Annotated in this window: 9 protein-coding genes; 6 read left to right on the top strand and 3 right to left on the bottom strand. The window is 42.5% G+C overall.

Features of this window, described 5'->3' with window-relative positions; all coding sequences use genetic code 11:
- Positions 1 to 2 precede the first annotated feature (2 nt).
- The 3 genes from NSQ23_RS14490 to NSQ23_RS14480 all read left to right on the top strand — a co-directional run bounded on the left by NSQ23_RS14490 (position 3) and on the right by NSQ23_RS14480 (position 12,693).
- On the top strand, positions 3 to 4,292 hold the full coding sequence (locus NSQ23_RS14490; protein WP_339171729.1) for a S8 family serine peptidase: 4,290 nt from the start codon (positions 3 to 5) through the stop codon (positions 4,290 to 4,292).
- 46 nt (positions 4,293 to 4,338) lie between these two features.
- On the top strand, positions 4,339 to 10,860 hold the full coding sequence (locus tag NSQ23_RS14485; RefSeq protein WP_339171727.1) for an S-layer homology domain-containing protein: 6,522 nt from the start codon (positions 4,339 to 4,341) through the stop codon (positions 10,858 to 10,860).
- Between the two features lie 72 nt (positions 10,861 to 10,932).
- Positions 10,933 to 12,693, top strand: coding sequence for an S-layer homology domain-containing protein (locus NSQ23_RS14480; RefSeq protein ID WP_339171725.1), 1,761 nt, complete (start codon positions 10,933 to 10,935; stop codon positions 12,691 to 12,693).
- A gap of 29 nt (positions 12,694 to 12,722) precedes the next feature.
- Here NSQ23_RS14480 and NSQ23_RS14475 read toward each other — a convergent pair whose 3' ends face one another.
- Positions 12,723 to 14,561 (bottom strand): copper amine oxidase N-terminal domain-containing protein, encoded by a 1,839-nt coding sequence (locus NSQ23_RS14475; protein ID WP_339171722.1) that lies wholly within the window; start codon positions 14,559 to 14,561, stop codon positions 12,723 to 12,725.
- Between the two features lie 86 nt (positions 14,562 to 14,647).
- The gene (locus NSQ23_RS14470) at positions 14,648 to 16,570 is read right to left on the bottom strand and encodes a 5'-nucleotidase C-terminal domain-containing protein (protein WP_339171720.1); all 1,923 of its coding nucleotides are present in this window, start codon (positions 16,568 to 16,570) and stop codon (positions 14,648 to 14,650) included.
- A 188-nt stretch (positions 16,571 to 16,758) separates the two neighbouring features.
- On the opposite strand from NSQ23_RS14470, the gene NSQ23_RS14465 reads away from it, so the two are divergent.
- The 3 genes from NSQ23_RS14465 to NSQ23_RS14455 all read left to right on the top strand — a co-directional run bounded on the left by NSQ23_RS14465 (position 16,759) and on the right by NSQ23_RS14455 (position 21,448).
- Positions 16,759 to 18,978, top strand: coding sequence for a S8 family serine peptidase (locus NSQ23_RS14465; protein WP_339171718.1), 2,220 nt, complete (start codon positions 16,759 to 16,761; stop codon positions 18,976 to 18,978).
- Positions 18,979 to 19,275: 297 nt separating this feature from the next.
- Positions 19,276 to 20,688, top strand: a complete 1,413-nt coding sequence (locus NSQ23_RS14460) for an N-acetylmuramoyl-L-alanine amidase (RefSeq protein ID WP_339171717.1) — start codon at positions 19,276 to 19,278, stop codon at positions 20,686 to 20,688.
- A 13-nt stretch (positions 20,689 to 20,701) separates the two neighbouring features.
- Positions 20,702 to 21,448, top strand: coding sequence for an S-layer homology domain-containing protein (locus NSQ23_RS14455; RefSeq protein ID WP_339171716.1), 747 nt, complete (start codon positions 20,702 to 20,704; stop codon positions 21,446 to 21,448).
- 18 nt (positions 21,449 to 21,466) lie between these two features.
- Here the strand turns inward: NSQ23_RS14455 and NSQ23_RS14450 are convergent, their stop codons facing one another.
- Complete coding sequence (locus NSQ23_RS14450; protein WP_339171714.1) at positions 21,467 to 22,810, bottom strand: SpoIID/LytB domain-containing protein; 1,344 nt, start codon at positions 22,808 to 22,810, stop codon at positions 21,467 to 21,469.

Here is a 22,810-nt window from a genome sequence, read left to right as displayed (position 1 = left end):
AAGTGAAGTGGAAAAAACCTTTTAGTGTCATGACGACAACGGTGTTAATGGCGAGTATGTTTGCCGGAAGTGCATGGGCAAATGATTCTTCAAGCCGTGCGACGTCTGTTGTCTCATATTCTAGTAAGTTGCAAAGAGAGCTTGTGCAAAAAAAGCTAGAGAAGCAACTAAAAAAACTTCCACAAAAAGTAGAGTGGAAAGAAACAGACAACGTACGTGTTGTCGTTGAAGTGGAAGGAAAAACACCGCTTCAATACGCCACAGAGCAAGGCAAGCTGTATAAGGATTTATCAGAACAAACGCGAGAGCAGCTTGAAAAACAAGCGGAACAAAAACAAAAAGAAGCATTGCAACAAATTCAACAATCGGGTGTTGATGTAGACGTTGAACAATCGTTTACAACGGTCGTAAACGGGTTCAGTACAGAAGTGCAATATGGCGATATTGAAAAAATTCAAAGTTTGCCATCGGTTAAAGCTGTTCATCTTGTCAACGCCTATGAACGTCCACAACCGATGCCAAATATGAAAACAAGCCATCAATTTATTCAGTCACGAGCAACATGGGCAGACGCACAGTTGCGTGGTGAAGGTACTGTCATTGCGATTATTGATACAGGCGTTGATCCATCACACCAAGATATGAAATTAAGTGAAACAACGGAAGAAGCATTAACAAAAGATGAAGTTGAACAAATTGCTAGTGAACATCACCTCCCAGGAAAATACTTCACAGAAAAAGTGCCGTACGGATATAACTACTTCGATAAAACAGACGAAATTCGTGATCTTGGTCCAGCAGCTTCTATGCATGGCATGCACGTAGCTGGCACAGCGGCAGCAAACGGTCAAATTTCTGGTGTTGCACCAGAAGCACAAGTGTTAGCCATGAAAGTATTTAGTAATGATCCGATGTATGCATCTACATATGACGATGTGTATGTAGCGGCTATTGACGATGCGATTAAACTCGGTGCAGACGTGATTAACATGAGTTTAGGAAGTGCAGCTGCATTTTATAATGAACAAGATATGGCGAGTGAAGCGATTGCGCGCGCAACAGAAAATGGAATCGTCGTATCCGTCTCAGCAGGTAACTCGGGTCACTTTGCTTACGGATTTGGTAACCCACTCGCTGAGAATCCTGATATCGGGACTGTTGGAGCCCCAGGTCTAGCAGCAAATGCCCTTCAAGTTGCGGCAACAGGCAATGAGAGATATTTATACGAGACGTTCGTGAATGTTGGAGATAATCAATTCGTAGGTTACGGGGCAGATAACTGGGTGAAAGCGTTTGGCGATGATCCAGTTGAGTTAGTTTCTCTTGGCGGTGCATATGGTTTCGCAGAAGATTATGAAGGAATGGATGTAAAAGGAAAAGTTGTTCTTGTTCAGCGTGGTAAAATTTCTTTTTATGAAAAAACAATGAATGCCAAAGAAGCCGGAGCGATTGGTATTATTGTTTACAATAACGGAAACCCGAACTTTTACAAAGATCAAGGTGGATGGGATCTCATTCCATTTATGAAAATCCAAACAGAAGATGGACAAGCATTAGAGGAGCTGATTGCTAATGCTGGTGGTTCGCTTCAAGTCAACTTTGCAGTCAAAGATCAAACCGAAGATCCAGAAATGGGACGAATGACAGACTTTACGTCATGGGGAACAACGCCAAGTTTACAATTAAAACCAGAAATTTCTGCGCCAGGTGGAAACATTTACTCGACGCTACAAAATAATAAATATGGTTATATGAGCGGAACATCGATGGCAGCGCCACATGTAGCAGGTGGTGCAGCGCTTGTTATGCAACATTTAAAAGAACAATTCCCGAATATGGGAACGAAAGAGCGAGCAAAATTAGCAAAAATTTTACTAATGAATACAGCGAATGTAATTACGGATCAAGAAGGTTATCCATTCTCGCCACGTCGCCAAGGTGCTGGAATGATGCAAACGTATGCAGCGGTTACAACGCCAGTATACGTCGTCAATACAACGACTGGTGAGGCGAAAGTCGAACTTGGTGATTTTACTGAAAAGTCGATTAAAATGACGTTTACCGCATACAACATGTCAAATGAAGATGTCACATATGAGGTGAAAGCGAATGCGTTAACCGATCTTGTAGATGGAGATTATAACGCTTTAGCGGCACGTCATATAGAGGGTGCAGTCATTTCAACGGAATCTGACCAAATTGTAGTTCCAGCGAATGGGAAAAAACAGTTTTCTATAAAAATCGATTTATCAAATGCGAAAATCCCAACAACTGATGGGGCGAAAGAACTTCATGAAAATATTTTTGTTGAAGGATTTGTGCAATTGAAAAATGAAACAAAACCAGATTTAACGATCCCATATGTTGGTTTTTACGGCCATTGGGATGAACCGAATATTTTTGATGGCATTGCCGATCTTGGAGAAGCATCGTTTTATGGATGGTCAACGATGATAGATGAAAATACATCGCTTTTAATGCCGAATGAGAAAGGAAAGTATGCATTTTCTCCAAATGGCGACGGCTTTATGGATCAAATTCAGCCACTGCCAACATTTTTACGCAATGCAAAAGAAGTGCAATACAACATTTTAAAAGATGAGAAACAACTTCGCCGTATTAAATCTGAAAACAACGTACAGAAAAATTTCTTTGATGCCGGAAGTGAGCCGCCATTCTCTTACATGGACGGTCGTCTATGGGATGGAACAGCAAAATTCCAAGTTGTTCCGGATGGAGAATATGCGTATGAACTAAAAGCAGTCATCGACTATCCGAATGCACGTTGGCAGTCGAAGAAAATTCCAGTTCTCGTTGATACGGTAGCACCGACTTTATCAGTTAACTATGATGAAGAAACAAATACGATTTCATGGGAAGCTATTGAAAATGGTGCTGGTATTGCTGGTTACGATGTATTCGTAAACGGAGAATCGATTACAGGCGAAACATTGTTATCAAAAGAGGAAACGAGTGTAGAACTTCCACAAGTTTACACAAACGCGGAAGTAACGGTATCTGCGATTGACTATGCTGGAAACGTCAATTTTGCTTCAACGGTCGTAGCGGATGAAGAAGCGCCAATCATTTCACTATTCTCGCCGGAACCACTTAGCGCGTATGGTTCAAGAGATGTACACGTATTTGGATCTATTAGTGATGTGTCAAATGTTGAAGTGACTGTGAATGGAAAGAAAGTGAAAGTAAGTAACGACCCAATGATCGGAAAATATTTCTCTACAGTTGTGTCATTTGAAAGTGACGGTGTGAAAGACATCCAAGTAACAGCAACCGATGAAAAAGGTCAATCGATTACGATTAATCGCACAGTTTTTGTCGATTCCACACCAGGAGAAATTGAATTTGTAGAGCGTGTGCCGAAGTATGTGGCTCATGATGTGGATAAGTTTAACTTACAAGTGGCGTTAAAAGATAATTATCGTCATATGCAATTTTATGTCAATGACGACTTTGCTTATGGGGTAGATTTTGAAAGCCCGTTTGTTATGAAAGATTATGAACATACGTATACACAAGAGTTGCAGCTAGAAGAAGGGCTCAACACATTTGTGCTCACATTAAAAGATCTCGGTGGCCATGTGACACAAAAAGTCGTATCGATTTATCGTCTAGCAGAAGGAGAACAGCCACCAAAAGTAGAGATTACAGACACACATGTACAGCCAAATCAATTTGTTAGCGCAAATCGTCCAGCATGGTTCAGCGCGTACGCAAACGAAGAAGTGACGTGGAAAGTAAAAGTGAAAGATCCACTCGGTGAGGAGCAACAACTTCCAGAACAAATAGGACAGGAGTACTCTTACGCTTATCAAGTGGGACAAGATGCGATGAACGGCACATATACTGTGACGTTTGAGGCATACGATGCAGAAGGGAAGCTCGTTGATTCGAAAGCCAATACATTCGTTGTATACAACTATGAAACGCTAATTGAAGCGGTAAAAGTATTAAATGAAAACGGTGAGGAGCAAACATCGTTCAATCAAACGGGTTCTGCTTACGTGATGGCACGTGTTCAAAACTTAGAATACGCGCCAGTCAAACCGCTTGTTATTTTACAAGTGCTTGATGCGGATCGCCGAGTTGTTGGACGTGCTTTCTTGACAATCGACCAACTTGATCCACAACGAACAAATGGTCTTGGTATGCAATTGCCACTTTCATCCCTTGCAAAAGGAACGTATGCAGTAGAAGCATTCGTTTGGTCGGGATGGGATCAAAAAGCAATGGCTGAAGCAAATAAAGACAAAGTTCAATTCCAAGTAAAATAAAGGAGGGGTCTCTCCCCTCCTCATTAAACTAAGGAGGAATGTCGCGGTGAGGAAAGCGTTATATACGCTATTAGCAGTCTTACTTATTTTTTCATCTTTTGCTCCTTCTATTGTGGTACATGCCCAAGAGGAAGAGAAAACGATTCAAATCGAATTGCCAGATGGGTATGAACCTACAGGGGAAGCAGATGGTTGGTTAGTAGGTTATAGTACAGGGAATGATACTCACCCATCTTTGTGGGAATGGCTGAATGGTGAGAGTGACCAAGCGAATTTAGTTATTCCTGTTGACAAACTAAAACCAGATCTAACGTATGAACTTAGCTTTTCCATTAACGTAAAAAATGAACAAAATGAATATGCTGTATATGCGGATACGAGAAAACTGACATATGAACAACTTAAAGCATTACTTGAAGGAGAAAAATTATCTTTGCCAACGGACCTTGTACCCGTTCAAGTGACAGGAGAAGGTACGCCGGTTACTAAAGAAGCTTCGGCTGAGTATTACTTATCAACAACACATGGGGATTTTACAGTTTATGCATATGATATAAAAAGAAAAATATTTGTTCGTCCACAAAAGATGACTGTGAGTTATCGGGGATTCGACGATGAAAATAACGGTTATGTTGTATACAAACAATTCGAAGTAAATGGAGAACATCGTGTATTGTCATTTGAGGATGCGTTTCATAACATTTCAAAGATTGAAATAGAGGGTGATAAAAAATTAGATTCGTTTGTGTTTATGCGTGAAAAACAATATAGCGCTGCGCACGTTCATTTGAATGAAGGAAATATTTCTAATGTGTATGTTACATCTAATAAGTATAAATATGCTGTTTTCAGTATGGTTGATGATGGAGGATACACATATGACCTATCACCTATCAATCTTGACTTTACAACACCTCGTACGTTATCGGTTGCCGGTCAACCTGCAATAGAAAGCACAGATGTATCTTACTGGAAAGATAGTTCGAACGGTACGTTCATTTTATTAAGAACTGATGTGCGTCAAGGGGACTTTAAGTTAAGGAAAATTCAAAAGAAAACTGATGGCGTGTATAAGAATATTGAGCCATCGATTCGTATTGTCAATGAACAAGGGAAGGAAATAGCGTTTGAGAAGAAGTATGTTACGGTCGAGTACGCTCATCTCCGAGTACCTAACTTACCAAACGGCACATATATCGTATACTATGATTTAACTCTTCCAGACGGAAATGACGTGTATTGGAAAAAGGAACTTAAAGTATCTGACGGAGAAACATCTCAACCAGTTCCAGAAAAAGAAGTTCACATTCAAACAGACCAAGCTATTTACTCGCCAAATAGCGAAGTGAAGCTTAGCGGTTACGTACGTAAAAAAGGTCAAGCAGGCTACGGGATGAAACCGACGTTAAAAGTCACATCTCCAACAAATGACGTTGTATATACGTATCAATGGAACGATGCAGATATTCAACCAGATGGTTCGATCGCTACGTCGTTTACACTAAATCAAGCAGTTACCGGTGTATATCAAGTTGATTTAGTGACGGGAACAGGTGAAAGAGCGTATACTTCGTTTACTGTTTCTGAAAACGCCGCACCAGTCATCGTTTCGCCACAAGACGGCGCATTTGTTCGTGGGGATGACAATAAAATTCACATTTATGGATATGCGAAGGCAAATGTCGATTTAACTGTACAAGCAAAACAAGGCGAAGAAGTAATTGCATCCGCAAAAACGAAATCCGATTCAACAGGTCGTTTCACTGCCGAGTTAGAGCTTGAGGATGGAACGTATTCATTAATCGCATCAGATGGTGAACAGTCATCTAAAGCAGTAACAATTACAGTCGATACCACGCCGCCTGCTAAGCCTGAAGTGACGATTAAAGAGGAGAACAATGAACTTGTTCTTCGTTGGAATGAAGATAGCGATGTTGCTTACTACAATGTTTTACTTCAAATGAACAATGGAGAGTGGCAACAACTCAAATCAGGATTAAATGGCCAAGAGTATCGTTATTCACCGTTGTTGCCAAATACGACATATCGTTTTAAAGTCATTGCAGTTGACCAAATAGGAAACTATAGTGAAGCGATCGCTGAATGGAAAACAGAAGACTTTTCAGCAACGACATTGAAAGTTTATACGGAACAAGGTTATTTAAAATTGGATACAAACATTGGCGTTGAATTATACGGCTCATATAAAGAAGGTTATAAAGCGACAGCGGTCGTATATTATGACGGGAAGCAAAAAGAAATCAACTTACCGTACGATACGGAGCGTAAAGCATACGTTGGGGCGTTCCCGATTGAGCAAGGTATGATGTTTGTTGATCAAGTTGTTGCGTTTATTACAGATGGAAAAGGACAAAAAACGAATGAGCTAACAGAAAACGTTGGAAAGTATGTAGGGGCAACAGTTGAAGGAACAGTACGTACCAATGGTGAGCCATTAACAAAAGGAAAAGTGCAAATTGGTGCATACACAGCGGCTATTCAATCCGACGGTACGTTTACGCTCGAAGGATTGCCAAAAGGGTTTTACAGTATCGATATTTACGACGGAAAAGAATGGAATTACGCTGTTTCGACGATCCAATTGCAGTACGGACAAAAAGAGCAAATAACCGTTCATTTACCACAAGAAGTGCGCATTCATTTTGTTGATCAAAATGGACAGGCAGTCACTGACCGTTTATACGTAGAGATGTACAACGATCGTGCATGGTTTAGTGGATATATTAATCAAAAAGGGCAGTTCGTTTCTTGGGATGATCGTGCATTAAAACGTGTACCGGCTGGAGAATATAAATTGATCGTATACGGAAACGGTTTATATGAAACGTTGAAAACAAAAGTTACGATTGATCCAGAGCACAATTATGTAAAAGAGCCAATTGAATTCACATTAAACAAAAAAGACATCGAGGTCGTTGATGTCAAGCTAACGTTCAAAGATAAAGATGGAAATGTCATTACGGAACCAAATGCATATTTTTATTTATACCAATATGACGTATATCGTACGTCGAATTACGAGCTTGGTTTTTACCATTCAACGTATCCAGTGGAATATAACGAAGATGGTAGCGTAACGATTCGAAATGTAGTTGTGGCGGAGCGCTATTCGTTATATACGAGCGTACCTGGATATATCACAAAAGAAGAGACAGTAGATATTACGAAAGATGAGCATCATGTGACTGTTACACTCGAAAAAGGATTGACGGTCACAGGAAAAATCGCTGATTATGACAAAATGACGGGCGTATACGTATACGCTTATACCGACAATAGTTATGGTTATGTATCGTTTGCAGAAGATGGTACGTTTACAATTAAGGGATTACGCTCAGATGAAAAAATCACATACGTCGTCTCAGCGACAGATTATGTCGAAAAGAAAGTGACTGTTGACGGAGCAAGTGACGGTGAAACACTGGATCTCGGTACAATTACGTTAGAAAAAGCAAAATATATTGACGGACGTGTATATGAAGGAAGTACGCCACTCAAACACGTATATGTAAACGTATACGATGCTAATGAACAATATGCAGGCTGGGCGCGTACAGATAAAGATGGATATTTCAAAGTTCGCGGTTTACAACCAGGTATGTACAAACTTGAAGCATGGTACAACGGAAAAACGCTTGAACAAGAAGTTGATATTCAAAAAGAATCACAAACGGTCGCGCTTACATTTACGAAAGGAACAGGAAGTTTTGTAGGTGAAGGAAATCGCTTCGTTGCGTCTGTTGACACGGTCGTACCAGGAAAAACAATTGACTATAAGTTAACGTATCGAAATAACGGTACTGCAGATGAAGAGAACGTTCCTGTCACATTTACTTTGCCAAATCATGTGGAGCTTGTCAGCAACTCACTCGTTGTAAACGGACAGCAAGCAACGTTAACAGACGGTAAAGTGACCATTCCTAAAGTAAAAGCTGGTGAATCAGGATCTATTACTTTCCAAGTAAAAGTGAAAGATAGTGCGGATGATTTTGTACGTGTTGTTGCGAAGGTTGGAAATGGAGACGAATTATCAGCAACGACAAACGTATTGTTCGTCACTATGCAAGCACCAGCACAAACATCTGAGAAGCAAATAAAAGTATATGGAAAAGCAAAACCGAATGCTGTTGTTGAAGTATATGCAGATGGGAAAAAGTTAACAGAAACGAAAGTAGAAGGTCGTTGGTGGTTTGCGACTGTCAATTTGCCAGTCACAAAAGAAAAAGAAACGTTCGGATTGTACGCTGTTGTAAAAGAGAACGGTCAGCAGCATATGTCAAACGTTTCTACTGTTCAATATGATGCCTCTGTTCCAAAAGTAGAGGAAGCAGAAGTATATGCAGGATGGAACGGAACGGTATCGCTCAATCCTTATACCGGTGTCGCTTCGTTTGCGGTTGTTGAGAAAACACCGTTAGATACAAAAATTGTATTTAGCGATGAAGTCGATGAAGCATGGATTGAGTTTTTAGGTGAACAGTACAAAATGGAAAAAGAAAGTGATGGCAAAACGTTCACATTTGATGGCTCAAAACTCGGACCTTGGAGCTCGTACGGTGAACAAATGTTACAACTTATTTTCAAAGTGAAAGGGAAAGAAATTCGCCTGCCGCTGATGCAAATTATTGTGTTGATTGACCCATCAGGTTACGTATTTGAAGGTAGCATGGACAACCGTTTAGAAGGTGTAACAGCGGAAGTTCAACAACTTCAAGGGGATGAGTGGGTGAAATGGAGTGCCGAATTTTACGGTCAAGTGAACCCGCAAGTGACAGATGAAAATGGACGATACGGTTGGGATGTTATTCAAGGCAAGTGGCGTGTCGTCTTCTCAAAAGAAGGTTATGAGACGTATACGTCGCGCATTGTAGACGTTCCGCCAGCGGAAACACAATTGAACGTGCCGCTTGTTCGTCAAGGTAATCCGCGCGTGGAAACAGCAACACCTGCAACAAATGCGGAAAACGTAGATACGAATACAAGCATACAAGTTACATTCGATCGTCTAATGGACAAAGCGTCTATTGAACAATATGTAAGCGTATATGAAGTAAAAAATGGACAAAAAACAAAAGTATCCGGTACGTTCACATATGATCGCATCTTTAACGGTTATAAATCGGATGAAAGTAAAAAGGATGATAGTTTACTAGACGGCAAGGGTGAAAGCGGTTGGTTTATTGAAGATGGAACGAAAAAACTCGTTCAATCATTTACTTTCAAACCAAATGCACCACTCAAACATAATACGACATATGAAGTAGTAATCGACTCACAAGTAAAAGATTATGCTGGCAAGTCGATGACTGATTACACGTACATCTTTACGACAAAGCAGCAGCCAGCGAATCCGACACCAACTCCAGGAGGAGGCTCAGGAGGGGCGCCAAGTCCAACGCCAACACCAACACCTGCTCCATCGACCAATGTTGGGAAAGAAGTGATCCAAAATGGCGAGAAGACAGTCGAACTATTTACAGAGCGTGTGTTAGAAATGGCGAAAAATGTCGACACAGTAAACATTGCTGTGGAGCATAAACAAGGAGAGCAAAACATTCATACACTTAGTGTACAAGTGGCAAAACAGTTGGCTGAAGCGTTGGTGGCAAGCGGGAAATCTATGTCAATCGAGATGAATGGAGCTACTATCGTTTTAGCTAAAGATGTATTGAAATCATTTACGAAAGCGGATGTAAAACTATCCGTAAGTGTCAAAGATGTGAAGCAGGAGACTGAGGGCAAAGTCATTGCACCTGTATATGAACTGTCAGCTAAAACATTAGATGGCCAACATATACTAGGTGAAGAGCCTATTAAAGTCACATTTAACGTCGCATCTACGCCTGTTGATGCTCGGAAAGCGGCTGTATATCGCCTCAACGGTCAGTCGTATGAATACGTTGGCGGTGTATACGACAAATCGAAAAAACAAATGGCCGTTTCACTCCGCACGTTTGGCACGTTTGCTTTGTTAGAACAAAATAAAACGTTTAATGATGTGACAAGTCGCTTAGCTTGGGCGAAGGACGAAATTGAAGTGCTTGCTTCTCGCTCAATTATTCAAGGTGTGACAAAAGATCACTTTGAGCCGAATGAACCGATTACACGCGCTCAATTTGCGGTATTGCTCGCACGTGCATTGCAGTTACCAACTGGTGTGTACAAAGGTGTGTTTACCGATGTTTCATCACAGATGGCATGGGCCGCACCATACATTGAAGCTGCATATCGTGCAGGCATTGTGCAAGGAAATAAAGGGCTCTTTAAACCGAATGATGTCATTACAAGGGAACAAATGGCAACGATGCTTGTTCGTGCGCTTGCGTACAAAAATCAACATACAAAAGGTAATGAGCCGATTACGTTTGCTGATGAGCCAGCAATTGCACCGTATGCGCGTGAACATGTCCAATTGGCCGCATCTTTACAATTAATTCGCGGTACGGTTGTTAACGGCAAACTTGTATTTAAACCGAAAGCGAACGCAACGCGCGCAGAATCAGCTGTTATGTTGTATCGCTTACTTCAACAAACAGGAGAGTTTTAATGAGTGGGGAATGGCTTCTGTCGAATAAGACAGAAAGCCATTCTTCTATGCTATAATTAAGGGGGATTATGGATGAAAAAAGGAATAGCAACTTTATTATGTTTGTTGCTCATCTTTTCTTCTTTTTCAGCTTGGGCAGCCGGGGTTACTGTGTCAACGGATAAGTCTTCTTATGTGCGGGGAGAAAAGGTAAATATCTCTGGAAACGTACAAGGAAAAGGAACGAAGCCAACGTTAACTGTGCGGGGTCCTAATCAATCGATTGAGTACACATACCAGTGGAACGATAGTGAAATTAGCACAAACGGTGATGTACAGACATTTTTTACATTAGGAGATCATGCGTCATATGGTACATATACCGTCACTTTAAAAGCAAGTAGCGGAGAAGCAACAACAACATTTGTCGTCGAAGAGCCGAAAAAAGAAAAAGTAGTGGAACTTACTGCGGAATTGAATGCTTCTTCTTATGTAGAAGGGGATACAGCGACTGTTTCTGGAACGATAAAGGAAGATGGAAAAGCATTAAGTACGAGTGTACAAGTGACATGGATGAAAAATGGAACAACGTTAAAACAAGAAAGTGTTTTTTCAAATAGTAATGGACAATACGCTCATACATTCCGCGTCATTGAAACAGGTTCTTATATTGTGAAAGTCGAGGCTCTAGGAAAAACAGTCGAAAAAAGCTTTACTGTTTCAGCGGCACCAACACCGGATCCGACGCCATCACCAAGTCCAAGTCCAACTCCAGCGCCTAAACCAATCCCACAACCTACTCCATCAAAAGGAGAGGAAGTAGACGAGGCGGTACGTCAGCAGTTACAGTCATCGGTGTCAACTGTGACGGTTCAAGTGGAAAAACAAGCAACAATTTCTGCGGCAACAGTTAGTGAACTCGTGAAAGCGAATAAGCCGTTAGCTATCCAAGTAAATGGTGCTACGGTAGTCCTTTCGCCAGCTGCTTTACAGTCGTTCGATGTGCGTGCAAATGTGACGGTTACAGCCACACCTGTGCAAAAAAGTGAAGCATATCGTGCATATGATTTTTCTATCCAAGTAGATGGAAAAAAATATGATCGTTCATTTGAGAAACCAATTGACATTCGTATGAATGTAGGTAAACAAATTAAACATGCTGATTATACAGCAGCATATTATTGGAATGAAAATATGAAGCAATGGGAGTATGTTGGTGGGACATTAAAAGGGGAAGAATGGGTTGTATCTGTATCTCATTTTTCCACATATGCGGTCATCGAGCAATTTAAAACGTTTGCTGATGTGAACAAGCATTGGGCGAAAACGTATGTGGAATCATTAGCATCACGGATGATTGTTAAAGGAATGAAAGAAAATGAATTCGTGCCAAACGGAAAGGTGACACGTGCAGAGTTTGCTGTATTGTTAGCAAGAGTATTGCATTTACCGAAGACTACGTATAAAGGGACGTTTACGGACGTGAATGAAAAATTAAATTGGGCAGTTGCTGAAATTGAAGCAGCCAGCTCGGCTGGAATTGTTCGGGGAAGTGAGGGAAGATTTGACCCGTATGCTCCGATTACACGTGAACAAATGGCAACGATGATCGTCCGTGCGATTCAATATAAAAACGAGCAAGTTTTAGAAAAAGTAAAAGAAAGTAATGTATCATTTGCTGATGCTTCGGCGATTGCATCTTATGCTCGTGAAAATGTGCAATTGGCTGCTCAACTACAAATCATTGATGGGAAAATACAAAAAGGTCAGAGAGTTTTCGAACCAAAAGATAAAGCGACACGTGCAGAAGCAGCGAAAATGTTATATAAAATGCTTCGATTGTTACATGAATAAAAGGATGTCCGCCATGGACATCCTTTTATTCATCTCACCGTCGAAACTTCAACCCCAAGCGGCAGAGCGGCTCCGCCTGCATGCATCAGTTCAAGTGAAAGAACGTCTTGGTTTGAGAAAACAGTATAATCGATATAGGCCGATTGGGTAATCGGTTGGAGCGGTGGGATGAGATAAACAACCCCGTTTATTTTCACAGCTCCACAATAAGCCCCGCCGCGACCGCTAAAACGAAGGCGAATCGTTTTTATTTCCCCTGTTTCATTTTGAATCGGAAGCGATAGACGGTATGTTAAGCCGTAATGCCCTGGATTGTGTACCGTTTCGCTCGGATGGCTTAATGCATTGGCTACTGAAAGTAAATGGTCCGTTTTTCCGTTTGATATACTGTAAGCAACAGGTTCACCATCGATTGTATATGTCGGCAATGTTGCTTCTAATGTTGTCCCTTTCCATACGCCGCGCGGATGGGTTGCATAAGAATCAATCGGTGCGAGCGTAGGAGAAATGGTTGAAAAATTAGCTGCTGCACTTGTCACCACCGTGCGAATACGATAATTTGCTATGCCGCTTTCTTGTTGGACGGTAAAGTCATATAAAAATCCGAGCAGTTGGTTGTTTGGGACGTCAAATGCTTGAATGACCGCGCTCGTTCCTGCTTTCACTTCCACTGCTTGAGCAGTTGCGAGCGATTGGCGCAATATCGCTTCGGCAAGTGGCAACCCGACATCGTAATGCCCCCAGCTATTTGGACTTGTGCGGTATGTTCCTTTTATATTCGTTACTATTATGTCGTTTGCTGAACGATTATCAATAATCATTGCGACAGTGCCGCGCGTGCCTAAGTTATTGACGTGCCAGCCAAACACGCGATGGTCCATTGCTTGAAATGAACCTTGTACGTCGTCAAGCGCTAATGTTGCTTGTCCAAGCGGCACAGTAGCAGCAGTTAACACTTCTGGATTGTCGCTTATTAATAGACGCCGTCCATCTGCCATGCTTGGCGTTGTGACGTGTTGTGGAACAGTAATGGGAGCTTCGGTAATCGGTAGCAATGGACTACGAAACGTCGTTCTTGGAATGGAGAAAAATAAATCGTTATTTCCATTGCGAGTCATTTGCGCACCAAAAACAGTCATCACCCATGAAGCCGATACGTACCATTCATCGTTTAGTCGAATGGGAGCAAGTGGTGCGACGATTTCATGATCATCAACGACTAATTGTTTTTTTCCTGCCGTAATTGTCATTTGTCCGCGAGATAAGCGAATGCGCATCGTCTCATCTGTTTCGATCCAGTCGACATTGACATCAATGGCCGTCAGTAGTTTCTTTAAGGGAAGATATGTATATACTCCATCGGTCATGGCGTTGTTTGTTATTTTCGTTTCGTTTACGTACACCGCCCCGGCACTTGTCTGGAGAGTTGACCAAGAGAGGCGCACCTCTTTTCCTGTCCATTGCACATTCGCATCGAGCGCTTCAGCGATAAAACGAACCGGTACAAACGTGCGCCCTTTGTAAATGATCGGCGGGGCATCAAGTGTAACGGTTTGATCGTTGATGGTCGCTGTCGATGATTGAACGGTAAGAAAAATGACCTTTTTGTTTTTTTGAACAGTCACTTGTTTTGTATTTGCATTCCAAAAAACATTCGCTCCTGTTGATTGGGCAATTGCTCGAAATGGCACAAGAATACGATTGTTCACCATGATCGGTGAAGTATCTGTTTGTAGCACTTTCCCGTTTGAGATGATAGGGATACGTACCGTTCGAACATTTGTCGCCTCGGCGGATGTCGCCATAGTGGAAATACTAACAAAGGCAACAAGTACATATATAATCATTTTTTTAAACAAAACTACCACTCCTTTCTAGCACATTATACCATACGATTTCCTTTTGTCACGTATTTTGGGATTTGAAGTAAAAAAGACGCCCGTTTGGACGTCTTTTATTGATTCACGACTGTTATTCTTCCTTCAACAGTTGGGATCGGCTTGTTCGATTGCAAGTAGTTCATAACAACGGTGCTTAGCAGCTCGCCGCTATCGAACTCAATCGTGCTTGATTTGAACATGTCATAGCCGTCGCCACCTTTGGCGATAAAGTCATTTGTTGCGACAGTATATGTTTTCGTTTCATCAAGCGGTTGACCGTTCACTTCAACAGATGTTACGCGAGACCCAGCTGGTTTAGTCGCATCGAATGTAAAGCGAATGCCTGAAACGTGCGGGAAGCCGCCATTTTGTTCAGGGTACAGGCGAACACCATGTTCAAGCGCTTTTTTCAAATCGGCGCCGCTCATCGATACTTTCACAAGTGTGTTTGCAAACGGCAACGTTGTTAAAATGTGATTGCGCGTTACATCGCCTTTCGGAATGGAAGCGCGAATACCTCCGCCGTTCGTTAGAGCGACATCGGTTTGAAGAGCTTGGCGCATCGCATCGGCGATAAGGTTACCAAGGTTTGTTTCTTTTGTGCGCACGTTTGCGCGTTCTCCATCTAAGTTGACATCAATCGTTGCGATCACTTGTTGTAGTGTGGAGTCTGTCGTATTTTTGTACGTGTCTACGATGGAACGGATCGCAGCATCTTCTTGTTTTGTCGCATGATCGCGATATAAGAAACCGTTGACGCCGATCAGTTTACCTTTATAAAACAATAAATTTGTCTGTCCGAGCGCTTTTCCGTATTCGAACGCTTGCGAAACGTATGCGTATTTAAACTTTTTTGGCGCTTCAATCGTATCGTGGCTATGACCGCCGAGAATGACATCGACACCCGATACGTTGTTTGCCAGTTTTTCATCTGTTTGTAAACCAGAGTGTGATAGGACGACAATATGGTTGACTTTTCCTTTTAATTCGCTCACAAGTTGTTTTAACGTCGCTTCTTCATCAGCGAATGTGATGCCGACGATGCCAGCAGGGTTCGTTTTGACTGCTGTGTCTGTCGCGGTTAAACCGACAAGGGCAATTTTTTTATTGCCGATTTGCTTAATTGTATAAGCAGGTAAAAACGGTTTTCCATCTTTGTAAATGTTTCCGCTGACGACTGGGAATTGAACGGCTTGCTTTAGCTCAAGCAAACGATTTTGACCGTAGTTGAAATCGTGGTTGCCTGGAACCATCGCATCATATTTCATCGCATTCATTAAGTCGACGACAGCTTGTCCACTATTTAAGTTGACGTATGTCGTACCGTGGAACGTGTCGCCCAAGTCGACAAGTAACGTTTGTTTATTTTTTTGACGCACATCTTGGGCGATTTTTGCGATTTTAGCAAAGCCCATTTCGCCGTTTTTTTCGTTCGCAATAATGCGGCCATGTGTATCATTTGTATGAATGAATGTAATTTTTTCAATGTTTGTTTCGTATCGTTTTAAAATCGTTTTCGTTTGTTCAGCTGTGAGCCATTGTTGCGGTCGAATTGTTTTGTCGCTATATCCTTGAAGTAAGCCGAGGTGAAGGGCTGCAGAGAGCGATTGTTGCGCCCAAGGTTTTGTTGTTGCTCCGTCTTTGTACAATTTAAAGACGTTCGTTGCGTAATGATGGCGAAGCTGTAACGAACGAATGAGAAAGACATACGCTTGTTCACGCGTTATTTTTTCGTTTGGTGCAAATGTCGTTTCTGTCTTTCCGTTTGCGATGCCAAGACGAATAGCCGCTTCGACGTAAGGTGCAAGTTGTGGATCGACATCTGTAAATGGAAGATCTTTCACTTCACTTTTGACGTCTACGCCAAGTGTTGTGATGAGCTGCTGTACAAACTCTCCGCGCGTGATGTGCTCGCTCGCTTGCGATGGTTGCGGATGGAGCGCGAAAGCTACCGCTAGCATACAGACGAGCATCAGCCATTTTTTTGTTTGCTTCATCATTTTTTCCTCCTCTAGTTCATTATGATTCTATTAAATTATAACAAAACGATATATATGTTTTGCTATGAAAATGTAAAAAAATTATTTTTGTTTAAATTGTATGTCATTCCAATATTGTCACGATTTTTGTCTATTCACGTCGTTTTTCGCGCGATACAATGGAAGTACGCAGGAGGGAATTTCATATGAGTAGATGGTTATGGCTATCATTTATTTTTCTTTTTATCCCACAAGTCGTTTGGGCGAGTGAAAAAGAAGAATGGATTATTCAAGTTCGCAACGAGTCGGATATGAAATATATCAATGCTGATGTGCTAGATGTGATGGGAACGTTTGCGAAAGTGATGATGACAGAAGAAGAGCGTGAACACGTCTCGCACCTGCCGTTTGTTGTTCGAATAGAAAAAAACGATCGCAAGCGTGCCGCGACAAATGATCCGTTATTTGTTGAACAATGGTCGCTTCCTGTCATTCGTTGGACATTCCCTTCGCTCACTTCGACAAATCACTTCATCGGCAAGCTGATGAATGTTGACGGACAGATGGAGACATATCGCGGCGAAGCAGTCAATGGTGAACATATCGTGTTTACAATGGGGGAGGAGCGTGTGACGAGAATATCTGTAACGCTCGATCATGTGGAAGGGCCGTGGCGGTTAGAAGTGAAAGATAGTAACGGAGAGATATTAGGAGAAAACGAAGGAGAACTTCAACGGATAGATGTGCTTATCCCTCGCTTCTCGTCTACGATTCATTTACATGTGATCGCATCCGATTGGCAACAGGCGCCGCGCATCATACAAATGAAGGCGGTGAATCACGTCGTCGTTGCCGTCATTGATTCAGGTATTGTGCTTCATGAAGATTTTGGCGATCACATTTTATATAGTTTAAGTGTTGATTATGCAGAAAAAAAACGTTATGCGGAAGATACGTTTGGTCACGGAACGCATGTAACGGGCATTTTAGCTGCGGTAGGGAATAATGGAAAAGGGATTGCCGGGCTCATTGGAGATGCGCCGATTGATATTTTGCCAATTAAAGTGTTAGATCGTTACGGCGTAGGCGGTGATTTTGAAATTGCGAAAGGGGTAAAATATGCGCTCGATCACGGTGCTTCTGTCATCAATTTAAGTTTAGCTGGGCAAGGTGAGACGGAAGTGCTCCGCTCGATCATTGCAGAAGCGGTGAAACGAGGTGTGCATGTCGTTGCGGCAGCTGGCAATAGCCATATGGCAACAACAAACGTTTACCCTGCTAGCTATCCAGGGGTCATGACGGTAGCGGCGGTTGATCGGGAACAAATGCCGCTTTCTATTTCAAATTATGGTTGGGACGTAGAAATAAGCGCCCCAGGGGACTTTTTAATAAGCACATATTTGTCTGGCTATCGTACGATGCGTGGAACATCGATGGCAGCTCCGCACGTCTCTGCATTACTCGCTATATTGCGCGCGATGTATCCTGAAGAAGATGCGCTTCAGCTTCGCAAACGTGTATGGAAAACAGCAAAAGATGTGCATTGGAGAGGATATGATATATATACAGGATATGGAATGATCCGATGGCAACAAGCGCTTGCGTTATCGGCTCCACTAGGTATCGATTGGCTCAATTTACAACCGGGGCAGCCTATCGCAAAAAATCGCACATATATTTTAGCGTTATCCTCTCCATTTGTCGGGAAACAAGGTCATCTTTTTGTGAACGGAAAGCTCGTTTATTCGTTTAACGTAGATAGGGAAATGATGTCGTTTCGCTTGTTTGATCTGGCGCAACAACAAGGCGATATCGCCGTCGTGATCACGGACGATCAAAAGCGGGTTGTCGCCTCTGACGTTCGCCTCGTCCCGATTCGTATGACATCGTTTTCCGATGTGAACAGAACGCATTGGGCGTATGATGCGATTACACAAGCAAAGCAACGAGGAATGATACGTGGATATCCGGACGGTACGTTTCGTCCACACGTTTCTCTCACTCGTCGGCAAAGTATCATTATGCTTTATCGTCTGCTTAGTTGGGAGGCGCCGTCTGTATTGCGCTCTCCTTTCAGTGACGTGCCGCTCACATCAACAGATGCGCTAGCGGTCGTGACAGCTGCAGAAAAAGGAGTGGTAAAAGGAAGTGGGGGACGCGCACGTTTAGATGAACCGTTGACGCGTGGACAGCTTGCCCTATTGCTTACGCGTGCGTTGCAACTTGACAATGAGCCAATTCGTTCTGTTTATCCATTCCAAGACGTGACGCAACGAGATGTGTGGCTTGCCGTGCAATTGTTAGCGGAACGAGGATTAATTGCAAAACATGCTTTTTTCCGTCCGAATGATCCAGTCACGAGAGCACAAATGTGTGCCATAATGGTGCGAGTGTCGACACTAATTCGACAACATTCGACAAAATGAGCATAAAAAAAGCCCCGCCATTTCCAAATGACGGGGAGGCTGACTCAGCAACCGAAACCTTATCGCATAAGTAAGTATAGCCGTTTTTTTAAAAAAAATCACTAAAAAAATAATAACTTTATTTCATAATTTTGTCGATTAGTGTCGTTATTTGTCGAAAAAGGTTGAGGGATTTGTCGAATAGAAAAATGTGCATTATCGGGTATGGAAAAGGTTAGAATTGTTTGTTATGCTTAATGATAGAAAAATGTCGAAAGGGAGAAGAATATGCTGGGGAAACGTCACGTATATTGTCTGTTGATCGTTTTTCTTGCTTTTTTTTCTGTTGCCTCATCCAGTTGGGCAAATACAGAATTAAAGCAAGAAGGACGATTCGTTGATGTGGAAGATGGCCATTGGGCTAAAAATGAAATTGATTTTTTAGCAAATGAACAAATTATTCATGGGTATGAAGTTGGACGCACTGTACAGTTTCGTCCAGATCAAATGGTGACAAGAGCAGAAGCGGCAAAAATGATCGTCAGCGCTCTCGGACAAACAGAATGGAAAAACGGAACGTTGTCGTTTCAGGACGTTCCTGCTAGCCATTGGGCGCGCGGTTGGATCGCTCGTGCGGTGCAACTCGGTATCATGGGAGGGGACGGTACGACAAAATTTCGTCCAAATGATAGCCTTTCGCGTGCAGAAATGAGTGTCGTTCTTGTGAATGCCTTTTCCCTCCCGAGTAAAGGAGCAGCGGTAGAGGAGGCTGCTGTATTTAAAGATACAGCTGACCATTGGGCGCTCAGGCATATTAATCGCTTATATTATCACGGTATAGCGAATGGCCGAGACGGTCAATTTTTCCCGAAAGATGACATTTCACGTGCCGAATTTGCGACGTTGTTAGCGCGAACGATTAATGATCAATTTCGCTTGCCGCTACCAGATTTAATTGAACAAGGAAAAACAAATATTCAAGGAACGGTGACAACTTCTTCGCTTAACGTTCGACAAACCCCGTCAGCAACAGGGACGCTTGTCGGAACGTTGAAAAGAGGACAAGTTGTTGATGTGTACGATATAAACGGATATTGGGCAAAAATTGCGTATAACGGTCAGTTTGCTTACGTGCATAAAACGTATTTAAAACTAAGGAATATGGCAGGCTCTCCTGTGAAAGGACGCATTATTGTCGTTGATGCAGGACATGGTGGAAAAGACACAGGGGCTATGAGTGGGGGAGCGAATGAAAAAACGGTTGTGCTCGGAGTGGCAAAATGGCTAAAAGAAAAGCTTGAAAAAGCCGGTGCGACGGTTGTAATGACAAGAGAGACGGATGTGTACCCGACGCTACAAGATCGTGTTGATATGGCGAAAGATAACTATGCTGAAATGTTTGTCAGCATTCATACAAATTCGGCAACGAACACAAGCGCCAAAGGTGCTGAAGTATATTACGATTCATCGACAAATCCGAATGCCGAAGAAAGTAAAAAATTAGCGCAATACATTCAAGAGGAGATTGTGCGCATGGCGAATATGGTCGATCGTGGCGTGAAAAATAACAGGCTGTATGTGTTGCGCAACAATAGTGTGACGAGCGTGCTTGTAGAACTTGGATTTATTTCTAACGCTGAAGATCGAGCGAAATTAACGTCAGCCGAATATCAAAATATATATGCCGAAGCGATTTATCAAGGTATTGTGAAATATTATACGTCGCAATAAAGGGGGTGGCGTGGTGAAAAAATGGATTCTCTCCGTTGTTTCGGTTAGCATGCTGTTGTTAGCAGCGTGTGAGCAGGAACATGCGGGGGCAAGTGAAGAACAAGAAATTGCGACAGCACCGTGGACAGAACAGCAGTTGGCGGATACAAATAGCCGTTTGAATGAAATCGATAAAAAAATGCAACAACTTGAACAGCAGCTAGCTAAAATAAAAACAGCTGCCGATTCTCCGCAAGTGTTTAAAGACGTACCGATTAATCATTGGGCGTATGTTCATGTTGTTCGTTTATATCATCAAAATATTGTTGGTGGTGTCGGAAACGGCTTGTTTGCACCTGATCAGGCAATTACGCGTGCGCAAGCGGCTGCGATGCTTGTAAGAGCATTCCAACTGCCGCTATCGAACAAGCCATCGATTTTTGCAGATGTACCAAACTCTCATCCGTTTGCACGTGAAATTATGACAGCATATGAAGCTGGTTTTGTTGGGGGGTATCCAAACAGTCGGTTTGCGCCAAAAGAGTCGATGAAGCGAAAGCATATGGCGATGATTATTCAACGTGCTTTTCGCCTGCAGGCGACATCAGCACCGTATGCAGGGTATAAAGATGTGAACGAAAGAACGCAAGGAGCGTTAGAAATTCGTATCATTTCCCAACATGGTATCGCACAAGGGAGCAACGGATACTTTTTCCCAGAACGACCAACGACTCGTGCCGATTTTGCGACATTTATGGACCGAGCGCTGCAAATCAAATAGGCTGTGCATGTGCACAGCCTATTGAATTTTTTTCACTTCAATGCCTTTATAATAGTACTTTAAAATTTGATCGTACGTAAATCCTTTTTCCGCCATCGAACGCGCTCCCCATTGGCTCATGCCGAGTCGATGTCCCGAGCCATTGCCTGTGAACGTAAATTCCGTTGGAGCGGTCGGATAGTACATCGTTTCGTTTTCTGTCCGAATCGAAGCATTTCCTGTTGCGATCGTCGTTTGTCCGCTGGTTGTTTGAAGCGCATAGCCAGCGATATGATCAACTGTCTGCTCGGATCCGTCTGCTCGTTTAATTTTCACATTTGCATTGCCTTTTACATCAAAGGCAATACTTTTTAAGGAGACGCCGAAAAATGAACGAAACGCATCAGCGGATGAGACGAAAGAAGGGCGAGTTTGCAATATTCGTTTTTGCCCTGTCGTTGGATTGTACACCGTTGCCTCCATTTGTTGCACGCTTCCGGCATTTGTTCTTTGTGTAACGCGAAGGGATACGACTTGTTCGTTTGTTAACTTAAATCTTGATGATACAGTGCTTGTCGCAACTTTTGTATTCCATCCGTAGTGTGGGTTGCTTGGATGGCGATCGTACGGATCGGCAACGGAACGGATGTAAGGAACGTCCCGGCTCCATACGTTCTCGCTATTTTCCGTATTTCCACCAGAGCTTGAGTGAAAATAAGCAGAAATCGGTTCATTTTGGTATGTCGCATATACACCGGCTGTTTCATTTACTGCCGCAGTAGAAGTAGCTTGCTCTTTCGACTTCCCGCCATATACTTGGCTCGCTACTGTCATTTGCAAAAACGACGTATTTTTTAATTGGGCATACGCATAGCTGCGCGCCGCCACCGCTTGTGCTTTTAGCGCCTCTTTATGCCAAGAAGCAGGCATTTCTCCAGGGACGACCCCTTTTAAATAATCTTCCATATCTAACGTATTAAATAAGTTTGGTGCTGTCTTCCCAGGAGTGATCTCGAATGAACCGCGATATGTAACGGGTGCGGACGTGCCTCCTGCTTTTTGAATGCTGCCGATCGTGACGTCATGTTGTTCGCCTCTTGTTACTTCATCTAATAAAAAGCCGCTTGTTGACGTATACGAAACGCCATTAATTGTCGCGACGACTGCTCCGTTCGTTTGTGAAAAGACGATCGGATTTGTAAACGGGATGACTTGTTTTGTTTTTAAATCAATAAGTTGATAGTTCCCATTCACCGTTGCTAAAAACGTTGCAGTCGGCAATAGTTTTACTTTTACAGGTGTCGGATACGATGCAGCATCAACAGACATCGGAATGAATAAAAACGTGATGAGAGCGAATGCGATCCATCGAATATGTTTCAT

The sequence above is a fragment of the Anoxybacillus sp. FSL W8-1294 genome, from assembly GCF_037965005.1.
Lineage (GTDB): Bacteria > Bacillota > Bacilli > Bacillales > Anoxybacillaceae > Anoxybacillus > Anoxybacillus flavithermus_G.
This window is presented reverse-complemented; position numbering and strand designations above follow the sequence as displayed.